Source organism: Paenibacillus alba (assembly GCF_013204855.1).
Taxonomy (GTDB): Bacteria; Bacillota; Bacilli; order Paenibacillales; family NBRC-103111; genus Paenibacillus_E; species Paenibacillus_E alba.
In genome coordinates, this window is the sequence record NZ_JABMKZ010000011.1 from 41,998 (window position 1) to 57,042 (window position 15,045).

The following is a 15,045-nucleotide window of genomic DNA, read 5'->3' on the forward strand; positions in this document are numbered from 1 at the left end:
TCTACTTCCTCCCTGTTGGATTCGTTGATATATCTCCATTATGTTCGTTAATTCCAAATAAGTATAGTCTAAATTTGATGCGGCAACTTGCACGAAAAAGCTGATTCCATCTCTAGGATAGAATCAGCTTTTTGTTTCATAAGCGTATTGCGCTTAGTTCCGCGGCTGTTCAAAGAATTGGGGCTCACTTACTGGAGCCGGTCTTACTGTCTTTTCCTGGGCCACAATTTGCTGGGGCTCTGTCGAAGGAACAGCTCTAGGCGATTCTTCCCTCGTGCTGGCTTTCGGCTGTGGAGCAGCTGTCGGTCTGACACCTGTATCGGATCGCACGCCTTTTTGATCGGCAGCAGGAACAGGCTGTGGTACACGAGCAGATGCTGTCGGCAGCTGCTCTTGGGCAGCAACAGGACTTTGCTTATCACTTGATGCCGCGGATGGAGATAGGCTTGGCGTTGGTGTTGGAGCCGATAATGCCGTGTCTGAGGTGGCCGTTTTCTCATCATTTGTTTTTAGACTTGTATCTGGAGATGCTGTTTCTTGAGGTTTATCAGTGGCTGTGGCACTCATGGATTGTTTAGCGCTTTGACTCGCATCAGGACTCGTTAATGTGCAGCCGCTAATGAAGAGCATAGTTGCTAATCCAAGAAAAGACCAGCGATAGGAATGAAGCTTAAACTGTTTAATCATCAGAATTCTCCTTTGTAATTGAGCTTTATTTCCAGCCAGATTGACATTTCCAAACACTTGATTGCGTTTCGAAAAACTTTCCAGCAATGTGATAAGCGTATAGCCGTAAGCTTGGCTTTTGTCAGGAGCAAGGCAGCTTAACGCAAGCGCATCACTCGCAATTTCTTGGTCTTCGCGCATTCGGCGATACGCGTACCAGAGGATGGGATTAAACCAGTGAATGATGAGCAGCGCATGCATAAAGCCATTCACCCAAATATCTTTGCGCTTGCTGTGGGCAAGCTCGTGAAGGAAGACGTGCTGCAATTGCTCGTCATTCAAATTGTGCAACAAAACTGTCGGCATAATTAATTGAGGTTTCATAAATCCAAACAGCGATGGAGATGCTAAATCATCAGAAGCAACCAAGGCAATGTGACCCTGGATTCCCATCCGTTTTTTACTTTGGCTGAATAGCTGTCGTATTCTTTCATCCGAGACGGCTGCCGTTTCTTGCTTTAATTTCCGCGCAAACTTCAGGTTAATGCTCAAAGTATAAGTCCCTAATAAAACTACGCCAAGCAGCCAAGCTGCCAGTAAAAGGCGATAAAAGATTGGTGTCTTCGCGCCTGGTGATTCATGTTCATCCAGACTTAAAGCTGATTCAGCTTGATCGAAGTGAACAACAGATTGGACGACTTCCGGCGTACCGACCCAATTATAAATACTTAATTTGCTTTCTGGGCTCCAAGGCATAATTAACCGCAGAATAACGAGCAGCCACAATATGTAATGCCATCTGGGCTTCAAATGAGCTTTAAGCACTTTCTGCATCACAATGATGAATCCAACCAAGACACTAGCCATCGCCGAGACAGACCATACCCAATGAAACAATGGAATAAGTTGTTCAAGCAGTTGAGTCACAGGTGATTCTCCCTTTCCAACTTCGCCCCCAAGAGGTTGCGGCAGATTGCATGCAGCCCTTTAGGGGATCATTTCGATTTGTCATCAAGGATATTTTTCAATTCTTTGATTTCTTCCGGCGATAGCTTCTCTTCTTTCAAAAAGTTAACGAGCAGCGGTTTAAACGCCCCGCCGTATATTCTTTTCAGGAAAGAATCGGTTTCCGACTTCACACATTCGTCTGCCGACACGAGAGGGAAATACGCATACACTTTGTGAACTAAGGTATAAGAAATAGCTTCTTTTTGAGCTAATCGGTTCAAAAGTGTTCTTACGGTTTTGGGCTTCCACTCCGTACGACTCTCTAGAACTTCAATCACTTCATTAGCGGTGCAGGGCGATTTGGCCCATAAAACTTTCATCACTTCCCACTCCGCATCGGAGATTTGGGGAACTTGGGTCACAGGCTTACCTCCTATCTAGTTAGATTACACTTGTAATACATTCATCATATTACACTTGTAATCTCGCGGTGTCAACTTGTATTCTTTTGAACAAAACAACAAGACCTATTTGTTCTCCATATAAAAATGGAGTGAATAAGCCAGCCTTGTTTCAAATCTGATGAACTGGGTAAAAGATACTGAACAAAATAACATTTCCATGCGTCTTATTATGTAATGGAAAGATTTTTCAATGCCTTTAACGGCAAAGTATGTTTAAATATACATATAGGGAATTGAAAATTCAGGGAAAGGTAATCAAAAACTATGAAAACTGCCTCTTTTCTATTACCCAAAGATAAAGTATCCTTTATCACTTCGACATCTTCCATGAAGGAAGCATTAGAACAGCTAGAACAGCATTATTACACAGCTCTTCCCATTGTTGACGAAGATGGGAAATACGTTGGCACACTTTCGGAAGGCGATCTGCTGTGGACAATGAAAGACACGCCAGGCCTCACTTTCGATAACATGGATCACATTCAGGTTAGCAATATTGAAAAGCATATTCGCAATGAATCTGTCTCCTTGCATGCTCACATGGAAGATATGCTGGCGCTTGCCGCCGATCAGAATTTTGTACCCGTCGTTGATGATGACCATCTCTTCGTTGGCATTATTCGCCGCAAAGATATCATCGAGTACTACATGCGCAATATTACAGATTGATTCATCTATGGCAGAAACAACACATTAGGAAGAGGGCTGATTTATAAGATCTAATGATCTTATAGATCAGCCCTCTCTGTTTTCGCAGATCCGAATATTTCACATAATTCCTGCGATTATGCATCCTTTTCGTCTTGGGAACCAGCACAAACGTGAAAAGCCTGCGATAATGCATCCTTTAGCGACCTTTTTTCGATTCTAGAATGGAAAAGCCCAGAAAGCCTGCATAATCGCAGGATTTCTGAAATTTTCATGCGATTTGATCGAAAAAGCCTGCATTTACGCAGGAATTTCCGATTAGGCTATGAACCTCGCTAAATATGGTCGCCCGCATTCGCTGTCCCAACGCGAGCGAGCCTTGGCGCGCATTATAGCGTCTACGCATGGCGGAGCTCAATGCTGCGCATCGCTTTGGGACAACCGCAGCTGCTTTAACTTGCCTGTTCATCTAAAGCGGAGATGCACTTCTCAAGCGGAAGTCGAATCGTAATCCGCGTCCCGATGCGAACATCGCTATCGAAATGGAATTCGGAGCCTTCCCCATAATACATCCTCATCCGCGTAACTACATTGCGCAGACCAAACAAATCCTTTTCCCTCCGTCCATCTGTCGAGATGCCTTCAGCCGCAAGCTTGTAAGCTTGTTCTAACTTGGTTTGAATCTCTTTCAACTTGTCAGGCTCCACGCCGATGCCGTTGTCGCTCACTTCTAGCACCAGCAAGCTTTTATCCAAATAGGAGGAAATGACCAGCTCCCCGCCCCTGCTTTGTTTCTCAAGACCATGCAGAACGGCATTTTCGACAAGTGGCTGCAAGAGCAGCTTTAGTACATGATAAGGCTCACTCTCCTTGGCGATATCGTAGCGGACAGTAAAATGATCCAAAAACCGCAGCTGCTGCACTTTAATATAATACGTGAGGTGCATGACAGTTTCGCCCACCGGAAATGTTTCATTTCCCTTGTTTAAGCTCAGCCTGAAAAATTTGGACAAATTGAGCACCATTTCACTGATTTCATCTGCCTCGTAATTCTTAGCTGTCCAGTAGATTGAATCCAGAGTGTTATAGAGAAAATGCGGATTAATCTGCGATTGCAGAAATTTGAGCTCCATTTTGGACAGTAAAAGCTGCTTTTCATAATGATCACGTATCAGCGTTTTTTGATTTTCAGCCATGCGATTGAAGGATTCAATGACATACCCAAGCTCGTCCACGCGCGTATCCTCCAACTGAATGGTGAAATTGCCAGTTCGCAGCTGTTTCATCCCATACGCGAGCTTGCGCAGCGGTGAGGAAATTCCCCTGTAGACGATCCAGGAAATCCAAATCGCGAGTACTAAACTTACGACTACAATGCCATAGGTAAAAACTTTCAACGAATCCGTATGGCTGCGAATTTCCCATAGCGGCTGTTCCATCATAAGCGACCACCCGGATAATTTGGACTTTACGCTAATGGTCACCATTTCAGTTCCGGTTTGCGGCGATTTACGAATAAATCTAGCTTTATTTTCTTTATTCCAAGCCTGCGGGTTCATGGACTTTCCAGTTCCTGTGATTAGCGAGCCATTGCTTTCATACAGATAGATATTTGCATTGGCAGTAGGAAGCAGTGGCTTTGCCAGCTCGATTAAGGCACTTTTTTTAATGGAAATGACGAGCAAATTAGGGTTCATCAGGGTTCGATTATAGGGGTCCATCGTTCGGATCAAATGCACACTATCTGTGTCAAAATACGATTCACCTGCTTGTGGCGTATAGAAAACGGTCCCTCCATTAGCCTCCATTAAGCGCATATACCACTCTTGCTTCTCTGCGCCCTCAGGCAGCTTGCTTCCGCCAAGCTTCGTTGAGATAACGGTGCGCGAAGGCATATGGATGATCGTGATTTGGTCCACCATCAAATTAACGGTTGTCATATTCGTTATCTGATCCATCACTTGCGCGAGCTGCACATAAGACTGTTTGCGTGGCTCTTGCCCTACGGATTGCAGCGTCTTATTCATATTCATATCAAAGGCGATTAACGAGGAAAGCTGTTCGATATTCTGCAACGTCAGATCCACATAATCAGCCATCGTATGCAGAGCACCTTGGGTTCTTTCCCCGGTTTGTATTTCCAAAATCGTTTGCGATTTCGCAATGGCAAAAAGACTAAAGCCTGAGATCGGCAATAAAATGAGCATAAAATACCAGGTCAGCCTAACTTGAATAAAGCCAGTCAATAATTTCCGTACTTTGGGCAGGATCTCTCTTACCATATGGTGGTCCCTCCATTTATACCGGGTTCACTCCCCATTACTTACCGGATTGCCGCCACCATTCGTTCACTTCTCCGGTAATTTCATCCCCTCCGGCATCCTTCCAATTTTTCACAAAAACATCAAATTCATCAATTGGACTCATTCCTGCGATAATTCGGGTAAAGGTTTCTTCCTGCAGCTTGGACAGTTTAACCTGATGCTTGCCCATGGCCGGAGTTGGAGGCCCATTAAACCGATTTTGCATTAGATTGTTATCAATCCGCTGCAAGTTTTCATAAAGTCTGAACTGTTCACCTAATCCGTCTAGACGTTTTCTCGTCAAATCCCGGTCTATGGTATCAACCAAGGCCCCATAGATGCCCCGATAAGCTTGTTTAATATGTTCATCCAACCGAATAGACAGCTTTCCGTTTACTTGGGTCCATACTTCTTTCTCAAAGCCAAGCTTCAGCGTATTTTGAGCAGGCCCTGCTATAAAATCAAGAAATTTGACCACGGCCGCTGCGTTTTGGCTTTTGACCGGCACGACATTGTAGGAACGAACGATGGAAGTGCTGTAAACGCCATGTTTTCCACCGGGACCCGTTGGATAATCAAGTGGAATCCATACCGCAGTTGGATCACTTTTACGGTTTTGTTCTATGTGTGAACGCGTATCCGACCAAGCGGCAGAATACAAGCCAATCTTCCCTCGTGCTACCTTTTCGCCAAGAATATCAATTTTATTCAACGGGAATTCGGGGTCCAAAATATTTTGCTCATAGAGGCTATTCATATAAGTTAGCGCTTGTTTCATCTCTGGGAGAATGCCGGAGTATACCAACTTCCCATCTCGTTCGTACCACGCATTCATTTGCGCTCCGAAAGCGCCAAGAAAAGGTGAGGTTCTACCCAGACGCTCCAAGATGGAGAGGCCGTAGGTGTCTTGTATCCCGTTTCCATCCGGATCCCTCTCAGCGAAAGCTTTCATCACAGCCGTAAATTCCTCGATACTGTGAGGAGGCTGCAGGCCAAGTTTATCCAACCAATCCTTCCGAGCATAAATAATCTCTGTTCCTTTGACCTCATTGACGCTGGGAATGGCATAGATTTGACCATTTACCGTGACATTGTCCCATGCTTCTTTAGGAATTTTGGCTTTCAGATTGGCTCCGTATTTGTCAATATAGTCGTTTAAAGGCGTTAATGCCTTTTGATTTACAAAGTTAATGAACCACGAAGGATTGGCCGTATTCAGCAGATCCGGCGGCTCCCCCGAGGTCATAATTACGTTCAATTTATCATCATAGCCATTAAGCGGCGGGAGCGTTACATTGACCTCCATGCCTGTATTTTTTTCGATGTAGGCCAGATAAGGATTGTGATTGGCATCCATTCCCAATGGGAACTTCATGCCTAGACTGTTCGCCACAATTCGAATGTGAGGAACTTTCGCAGGGCTGGTTTCATCTTCATTTTTTTCCTTGGAAGGATAGCTGCATCCTGCGCTTACACCTAACATCGTCAGAACTACGCACGTGGATAATGGCTTCGTTATTTTCATGGGACCACCCCTTAAGGCCTGTCTTGCCTCTGTCATCCGCCCACAATCTGCTGAAGTATCGGCGTTAAGCCATCCGCCATCCGCAGAAAACCAAGATCCGTCGGATGTGACCCATCCACCGTGCATTCATGAGCATCTGCACCAAGCAGCGTAGATCCATCGCAGAAATAAATGTTGTCATCCTGCATCACGCGTCGCTGTTCAACAACTCGCTGCTGAATTTGTTTGCGATCTGAACGTTCTTTGGCCATGTCAGCATGAAATCGTTCTTTGGCATGCGTGATTCTGGAGATAACGAGAATAGGTGTCAAGGGATGTTTGTCTCTGTAGATTGAAATAAATTCGGGCAAGGTCTTCGCCAATAATTCCGTCGAAACGCAGTTCGCCTCATAGTCAACAATCAAGCAGGCAGGATCTATAATTTCCGCCAGTATATGCGATAGCTCTGGTTCTCCTTTGCCATTACCGGAAAAACCTAAGTTCAGAAATTCCAGATTTATGCGGCGCGATAAAATGTTCGTATAAGACATGCCTGGACGGGATGCGCAGCCTCCTTGTGTGATCGAAGTCCCATAAACAACAATCTTCCTATTGTTGTCGTAGCTAGGCGGCGGCGAGATGCGGGCCTCTCGATCCACGCCGATCCATATTTCCTCTACGCCTTGATAAAGCGGGAAATTCAAAGTAAATATGCGATTTTCTCTCACCTTATGCGTGAAAAGGCTGCTTTCATACTCCGTCAAACGATGATCGTAAGTCGTTGTTCCGTAATAGACTTGTTCCCCCGGTCCTCCCAAGTAGCAATCCAACCCGCATTGACCTGTTGCCGTCATATGATACATATTCGCAGGCCCCGTTAATTTCACTTTCACGAGCAGAGACGTGGCATCCGTCGTGAACCGAATCTGCCCGCCCGAAGTGCAATTCGCTAATTGATCAACAGCATCAGGTATGTGATGAGAAGGATGAGCCGGCAGACGCCGATAAAGCCCTTCCTCTTGAAGCCAACCAAAACCGGCAATGTGGAACGGCGCTTCAAGTGGTGAATACCACATGACGTCCTGATCGCCGGATGGCCGTATGTTCATATTTGTATCCAACTGCACAGCATCAATCGTTTTTTTGCGGTGACTCATAATGTGAACCTCCTACTTGATTCTCCTATATTCTGTTAAACCTTTTCGTCACTATAGCTTCAAACCCTTTTTCTAGAAGATCAATGGTTATTAAAGTACCAAAAGAAGTCATGGTCCTCCGCTGTAGCGCCGTTACCGCTGTAATACAATAGGGTTAGCCTGTTGGTGGATACTTATAGGTGAGATGGAATAAAGGAGGGAATCATCGTTGACGGACAAGGATAACCAACGCAACATGCACAAACATAGCGCTGATATCATCATTATTGGCGGAGGCACCGGCGGCAGCGCCGCTGCACTCGCGGCAGCTAAATCAGGCAAGACGGTTATTCTGACAGAGGAAACCGATTGGATTGGCGGGCAATTGACAAGCCAAGCCGTCCCGCCGGATGAACATCCATGGATTGAGAAGTTCGGATGCACACGCACCTATCGGCAGTTTCGAAATGGGGTTCGTGACTATTATCGGCGGCATTTCCCGCTAACAGCGGAGGCTCGCTCGCAAGTCTACCTGAATCCCGGAAATGGCGGCGTCTCGCGTTTATGCCACGAGCCTCGCGCCGCAGTAGCGGTTCTGCAAGATATGCTTGCACCGTATATTCATAGCGGACGCTTGCAGATCCTGTACCGTCATCGCATTAAATCGGCTTCAGTGGAAGGCGATGATATCCGTAAAGTAACCATGACGAATTTAATCACGGGCGAGCTTGTTGAACTTACTGCTGCCTACTTCCTTGATGCAACAGAATGCGGAGACGTCCTTCCGCTTGCAGGCGCGGAATATGTCACAGGTGCAGAAGCGTTCAGCGAAACCGGTGAACCCCATGCTGTCGCTGGCGAAGCGCTTCCGCAGGACATGCAAGGCTTTACTTACTGCTTCGCGATGGATTACATCGAAGGCGAGGATCACACCATCGAGCGTCCTGAGCGCTACGATTTCTGGCGGCAGTACAAAGCTGACTTCTGGCCTGATCGACTGCTAAGTTGGACAGGGGTAAGACCGCACACGCTGGAGGCTGTTGATTACGAGCTTTTCGAAGGCACAGAAAGGTACTCCCTATTCTACTATCGGCGCATTATCGACAGCACGAATTTCGAGAAGGGCTTTTACCCAGGAAGCATCACACTCGTTAATTGGCCGCAAAATGATTACTGGCTAGGCTCCGTTATTGATGTGAGCGAACAAGAAAGAGAGCGAAATCTCTGGGATGCGAAGCAGCTTAGCCTTTCCCTGCTCTACTGGCTTCAGACAGAAGCACCGCGACCTGACGGGGGGCACGGCTATCCGGGACTTCGCCTTCGCAAAGATATCGTTGGTACCGAGGATGGCTTAGCCATGTATCCTTACATACGGGAATCTCGCCGAATCAAAGCTGAATTCACTGTATTGGAGCAGCATGTAAGCGCAGCATGTCGGCCTGAAGGCAAAGCCGTGCAATTTGATGACTCCGTTGGCATTGGCTGTTATCGCATTGATCTGCATCCTAGTACGGGCAACCGGCATTATATCGACATCTCTTCCCTGCCGTTCCAGATTCCACTCGGCAGCTTGATTCCAGTCCGAATGACTAATTTGTTGCCGGCATGCAAAAATTTAGGGGTTACCCATATTACGAACGGTTGTTACCGTCTTCACCCCGTGGAGTGGAACATCGGGGAAGCCGCAGGTTTCCTGGCTAGTTACTGTTTGGACCGTAAGCTGATCCCCCGTGATGTTCGAAATACTGAGTCCGAGCTTCGTAAATTCCAGCAAACTCTGGTGAACTATGGGATTGAATTAACTTGGCCGACCATTCACCCCGTCTAACTTTATTTATCATTACCTGATCTATCCATCCTATAAACGAGGTGCTTTCATACGATGAGCAACATACATGTAGCGGTAATCGGAGCCGGTTCTATCTCCGAAATGCACTTAAAGTCTTATCAAAACAATCCCGATGTGGTGCTTTACGCGATTTGTGATTTAAATGAAGAACGCGCCAAAGCCAAGGCAGATAAGTACGGCATTCCACATGTGTATACCGATTATAAGAAGCTGCTTGCCGATCCTAAGATAGATGCTGTAAGTATCTGTACTTGGAACAACAGCCATGCCCCTATTTCCATAGCCGCTTTGGAAGCCGGCAAAAACGTCCTCACTGAAAAGCCGCTATGTAAAACGGTTGAAGAAGCATTGGCCGTCGAAGCCGCTGTCCAGCGTTCAGGCAAAATTCTGCAAGTCGGTTTTGTTCGCCGATATGCCTCTAATACAGCAATCGTCAAATCATTCGTAGACAACGGAGAGCTCGGTGAGATCTATTATGCCAAAGCTTCCTGCATTCGCCGGCTAGGCAATCCGGGCGGTTGGTTCTCGGATATTGAGCGCTCGGGCGGCGGACCTTTAATTGATGTTGGCGTTCACGTCATTGATCTATGTTGGTATTTGATGGGCAGACCCAAAGTGAAATCGGTATCCGGCAATGCGTACAAGAAGCTTGGCAATCGCGCAAATGTGAAAAATCTCGCTTTTTACAAAGCCGCCGATTACGACGCTTCTCATAACACGGTGGAAGACATGGCGAACGCTATGATTCGCTTCGAGAACGGCGCCTCCCTCTTAGTTGACGTTAGCTTCACTCTTCATGCCAAAGAAGACGAACTAACCGTCAAGCTATATGGCGAAAAAGGCGGCGCAGAGCTGGAACCAGAGCTGTCCATCATTACAGAGAAATATGATACGATCCTTAATTTGACACCACAAATCAATAACCTATCCTTCGACTTTGTCGCCGGTTTTCAACAAGAGCTCAATTATTTCATCGAAGTTTGCCAAGGTAAAAAAGAGACGCTTTCTCCTGTACAGGATGGTGTCGAGATGATGAAAATTCTTTGCGGCATTTACGAATCCAGCGCACAAGGGAAAGAAATACACTTCTAAGACATGAGGGGTCCTCCCCCTGATCTGGAGCCTGTTCGTATTTAACCGCCTATTCTACGAATGGAAGGAATGTGGGTTTCGTTGATTAAATCAAAATGGCTGAATCTCGCTGTCTTGCTAACGCTAATCGTTTCCCTTAGTCCAATTACCGCCTTAGCTGCGGGAACTGGCTCCACCGCTGCTGCTCAACCGAGCGCAGCGGACTTGATTGAAGTCGAAGCCGCTCCGATAGATATCACCATTGACATTGAAGGTCCACGCAAGCAAATTAATCTCATTGATCAAGATGTTTCAGCAATAACCGATTATGTAGCCTTGTTTACCCCGGAATTTGCGCCGCAAATCACAGTTGGCAAGACGACCGTCGGTGTTGCGGTTGACGCCTCCGGACAAGTGACCAAGGTTATTAACCCGTCCGTTAACGGCGGGGTGCCCGTGTGGACAGGTCCCACTGATCTGATGATCCCGCCAGGCGGCTACCTATTGGTCGCTAATGACGACAGCTGGGCTAATAAAACATACAAGCAGTATCTAGCCAAAAACTTTAAGATCGGGGACAAAATCAAGCTGCGCAAAAACGGCGAAGTCATTCCTGTCACCGAACTCATGACTGGCCAAGGGCTTAAAGTTCAGCTCAAACTGAATAATGATGACTGGTCGACCGTCACACAGCCGAAAACCATCATTTCCGGTAAACTCGATAACCTTGAACAAGGTGCTTCTTACTCCGTTTCCGTCAACCAAACGACCGCTATCCTGCAAGCGAATCACACCTTCCAAGTTGAGTACGTGTTGAACGAAGGGGTCAATTTCCTCGATGTTATCGCTGCCAAAAACGGCGTGGAGAACGTTCGCAAATCGCTCATCGTTTTCTATAAGAAGCCAACCAGCGCTCCGAAGGAAGTCGTGCTTTGGGTAGATCAGGGAACGAACATTTTTAAGCTGCAAACGCCTGAAAATGTTCATGATATGCTGACCAAAGCGAAGGACGCCGGCGTCACCGCGATTGCGCTCGATGTGAAGGGTGTCGAAGGGTTTGCCAACTACAAGAAGAATGATCTAACGGGGCGGCCTCACATTTCTCAGATGACGGCACCAACCCGAGCAGGTGCCAACCCGAACCTGGACATGCTTCAGGAATTCGTGACTTACGGGCATCAGCTTGGCATGAAAATTCATGCCGCCTTTAACGTATTTGCTGAAGGCTCACCCGCACATAATGAATATGGCTTGCTGAATCAGCATCTGGATTGGGAAGAACACGTTTTCCGACCTGAGGATGGCGGTCAAATTCTTCGCCTGCGGGAAAGCAACTATTACAAATCAGGCAAATCACTGGTAGCTTTCATTAATCCGGCGAATGACGAGGCACGTGCTTTTGAGTTGAAAAACATGGAAGAAGTCATCAAAAATTACGATGTAGATGGCGTCGTGCTCGACCGCACCCGGTATGACAATGAAACGGCCGATTTCAGCCCGCTGACGCGCAGTAAATTTGAAACATTTCTCACAGCACGCGGGAAGTCATTGACGAACTGGCCGGCTGATGTATTCAGCTATGTGAATAATGTACGCCAAAATGGCCCGCTCATTAACGATTGGTGGGAATTCCGTTCATTGACGATCAAAACCTTTACAGATGAAGTACGTTCCTTAACGGATCGGTATACGGCATTAAAAGGTAAAAAAGTTCAATCTTCTGCTTACGTAGGCTCGTGGTTTGAAAGTTATTATTTGAACGGCGTTCACTGGGGAAGTCCCCACTTCCAATATGACAGCCGTCTCCATTTTCCCGAGGATAGCATGTATACCGCGTCTTACGCTGCAACCGGCTATGCCAAAAACATCGATTTCCTGATGATTGGCACCTACCAGACAACACAGAAAGAAATTGAACAGCATATTACGCTAGGCAATATTGTCACAAACGGCGAAGTGCCGATGTATGCCAGCATTGCTCTGGCGAACATTCAGGAACCCGCCCTTCAGCGGTCCGTATTCCAAGCGGGTCTTGCCCAATCGAACGGTCTGATGCTTTTCGACTATTCGCAAGTCAACTGGCCGATCGTGAAAGCTTCCCTTCAGGATCAGGTATACGTGAAAGATTACCAGCTAGGCACCAGCATTCCTGCGAATAATGAGGCCTACCTCGAAGCTGATTTGTACAATGTAAGCCGCAATGAAAATAATTTAAATGTTTACACGGACACATTCGGTCAGACAACAGCGACATCAACCTTTGGCGTAGAAGCAATCGTTGATAACACCGGTAAAGTGACCAAAGTCGTTAATGCACAGCAGGCACTGACTTGGAACTGGACGAACATGTCCCCGAATAACAGCGTCATCCCGCAGGGCGGCTTCGTCATTTCCGCATTGGATGCCTCCGGCACGCGGACCAGACGTCAGCTTGTCGCCAGCACGTTTAAGGTTGGGGATAACGTGAGATCAGCTGTCCTGCGCGGTCACTTGGCTTACGAGAACACCTCAACTTCACTTGCCAGCTTGGAGATCAAAGGCAATGTAGAAGTTCTTGGACCGGGCACGGCAGAAGTTCGCGTCAATCAAGTGCCCGCCGTAGTAGCAAGCAACGGTGATTTTGTCGGCCAAGCGGCTCTTCTCATCGGCACGAATGCCTTGAAAATTTCAGTTTATGTTGACGGCCGCAAAACTAATGAAAAAACAGTCAACATTACGCGTACGGCTCCCACTATGACTGGATTAACCTTGGATTCGCCAAGCTATCGTCTTGAATCCGGCACTGCACAAGCTGTTGTAACTTCCGCTGTTTATTCGGACGGTACGCGTGCCGTAATCACCGGAGCTTCTTACCTCTCCAGCAATCCGAGAGTGGCTACGGTTTCCGCGAGCGGCCTCATTTCCGCTGTGAAAGCCGGAACAACTGAAATTACCGCTCAGTTCGAAGGAAAAGTAACGAAGGCACTTGTAACGGTTGTCACCTTGACCCGCTTGTCTTTTGACGAAAACAAACATAGCTTAGTCAAAGGCGACACTTATCTCGCACCGCTTAAAGCCACTTATTCGGATGGGCAAACAGCCTACATAAGGCAGGCGGACAGCTACCGCTCTTCCCATGATAAAGTCGCTTCCATCGCACCGGACGGTACGATCACAGCCGTAAAACCCGGCACAGCAACCATCAGCGCTGCTTATCATGGCAAACACGCGGATATCAAAATTAAAGTATTTAACTCGCATAAAGATAAAACCGAAGATAGAGAAATCGACGGAGATATGAATAATGAGTAGATAAAAGTAAAAAAGAGCTGTCCCCAAAGTAGATAAACTACTTGAGGACAGCTTCTTTTTATGTAGATTGATGTATCCTGTGCAAACCTCGACTGGCTCCTTTTTATAAACCTGCAATTGTGCATCTTTTTTACGCTTGGAATAGCCTCAAGCATGAAATGCCTGCATTTGTGCATGTTTTTGAGGCTTTTTCCGGGTTAGAAGCTGGAAAAGCTGAAATTACCTGCACAAATTGCAGGTATTTCCATTTTATACCCAAATTCACCCTGAGATTCCTGCATTTTCGCAGGCTTTTCTAGTCAGGTGGTAGCGAACTAAGGCAGTGCCAACCACTGATAAGGTGTCTTCTTCGTCTTCATGCCCGCTTCCAAAATCGCAGCGATAGCCAAGGTTTCCGCTTGAGATACGACGGGAACACCTGATTCAAAAAAGGCGACGAGGTTTTCAATAAATGCCCCGAAGAAGTTCGATTCGATCTTAAGCAGCTTTGCCTGATCATTGCCATAATTCACGTTCATCATGAACGGACACTCGGAGCCATACAGACTAACAGCAGCCTGTCTCCCATCCTCGTATCCAATAAGCAGTGATGGCGTCCTCTCTGTTCCCGTCCACATGACACGTTGAACCGCTGTACCCATCAAAGCGATAATCGGTTCAATTTGGTGGATCGAATAGTTCTCAAACTTGCCAGGACCAAAGCTGCTTATCGCATCTATGCCTGAGCGCTCAAGTTCGCAATATTCAGCAGCAAAACGAAGCGCTGAAGTCGAGTACATAGGCGTTCCATGCGCAGCAGCCAACTCAAACATCCGTACCGCGCTTGCTAGGTCTGGCGCAAACGTTTTATCTATATAAGTTGGCTTGCCGGATTGCAGCGGAAGCAGCGCCAGCTCTTCATGGAACTCGGGATGGTCCGGCGACAGCACAACCAAATAATCGCTTTGTTCCACAACTGCTTGAATAGAATCCAGAAGCTCAATGCCTTTCTTCCTGCACCACGCTGCGTTAGTCAGCTTGCCTGGCATATTCACCAAACCATATGCGCAAGTTACTTTCATTTCGCCCCCTGAGGCCTTTTCAATCCAGTCGGGATATTTCTCCGCATGCCACTCATCCAGAAAGTAATCTATGAATCCGATTTTCTTCATCGCTCTTCACTCCC

Annotated in this window: 10 protein-coding genes; 4 read left to right on the forward strand and 6 right to left on the reverse strand. The window is 46.9% G+C overall.

Going from position 1 to position 15,045, the window contains the following annotated elements; genetic code table 11:
- Positions 1–153: 153 nt before the first annotated feature.
- Both HQN90_RS15795 and HQN90_RS15800 read right to left on the reverse strand, forming a co-directional pair.
- A complete protein-coding gene (locus tag HQN90_RS15795; RefSeq protein ID WP_173220325.1) occupies positions 154–1,593 on the reverse strand; it encodes a M56 family metallopeptidase in 1,440 nt (479 codons plus the stop codon).
- Positions 1,594–1,661: 68 nt separating this feature from the next.
- The gene (locus HQN90_RS15800; protein ID WP_173220327.1) at positions 1,662–2,036 is read right to left on the reverse strand and encodes a BlaI/MecI/CopY family transcriptional regulator; all 375 of its coding nucleotides are present in this window, start codon (positions 2,034–2,036) and stop codon (positions 1,662–1,664) included.
- Between the two features lie 306 nt (positions 2,037–2,342).
- Here HQN90_RS15800 and HQN90_RS15805 point away from each other — a divergent pair, with 306 nt between their 5' ends.
- The gene (locus HQN90_RS15805; protein WP_173220329.1) at positions 2,343–2,747 is read left to right on the forward strand and encodes a CBS domain-containing protein; all 405 of its coding nucleotides are present in this window, start codon (positions 2,343–2,345) and stop codon (positions 2,745–2,747) included.
- A gap of 431 nt (positions 2,748–3,178) precedes the next feature.
- Here HQN90_RS15805 and HQN90_RS15810 read toward each other — a convergent pair whose 3' ends face one another.
- From HQN90_RS15810 to HQN90_RS15820, 3 genes are read right to left on the reverse strand one after another with little or no spacing between them, the layout of a single operon-like run.
- Positions 3,179–5,008, reverse strand: coding sequence for a cache domain-containing sensor histidine kinase (locus tag HQN90_RS15810; protein ID WP_173220332.1), 1,830 nt, complete (start codon positions 5,006–5,008; stop codon positions 3,179–3,181).
- Positions 5,009–5,045: 37 nt separating this feature from the next.
- Positions 5,046–6,554, reverse strand: coding sequence for an extracellular solute-binding protein (locus HQN90_RS15815; RefSeq protein ID WP_173220334.1), 1,509 nt, complete (start codon positions 6,552–6,554; stop codon positions 5,046–5,048).
- Positions 6,555–6,586: 32 nt separating this feature from the next.
- Positions 6,587–7,690: an SGNH/GDSL hydrolase family protein gene (locus tag HQN90_RS15820; protein WP_173220336.1), complete on the reverse strand. Its 1,104-nt coding sequence runs from the start codon at positions 7,688–7,690 to the stop codon at positions 6,587–6,589.
- A gap of 235 nt (positions 7,691–7,925) precedes the next feature.
- Between HQN90_RS15820 and HQN90_RS15825 the strand changes: the two genes are divergently transcribed.
- The 3 genes from HQN90_RS15825 to HQN90_RS15835 all read left to right on the forward strand — a co-directional run bounded on the left by HQN90_RS15825 (position 7,926) and on the right by HQN90_RS15835 (position 13,880).
- Positions 7,926–9,497 carry an FAD-dependent oxidoreductase gene (locus HQN90_RS15825; RefSeq protein ID WP_173220578.1) on the forward strand — a complete coding sequence of 524 codons (1,572 nt, stop codon included), beginning with the start codon at positions 7,926–7,928 and terminating at the stop codon, positions 9,495–9,497.
- 54 nt (positions 9,498–9,551) lie between these two features.
- On the forward strand, positions 9,552–10,610 hold the full coding sequence (locus HQN90_RS15830) for a Gfo/Idh/MocA family protein (protein ID WP_173220338.1): 1,059 nt from the start codon (positions 9,552–9,554) through the stop codon (positions 10,608–10,610).
- A gap of 81 nt (positions 10,611–10,691) precedes the next feature.
- A complete protein-coding gene (locus HQN90_RS15835) occupies positions 10,692–13,880 on the forward strand; it encodes a family 10 glycosylhydrolase (RefSeq protein ID WP_173220340.1) in 3,189 nt (1,062 codons plus the stop codon).
- A 314-nt stretch (positions 13,881–14,194) separates the two neighbouring features.
- Here the strand turns inward: HQN90_RS15835 and HQN90_RS15840 are convergent, their stop codons facing one another.
- Complete coding sequence (locus HQN90_RS15840) at positions 14,195–15,031, reverse strand: Gfo/Idh/MocA family oxidoreductase (RefSeq protein WP_173220342.1); 837 nt, start codon at positions 15,029–15,031, stop codon at positions 14,195–14,197.
- Positions 15,032–15,045 lie beyond the last annotated feature (14 nt).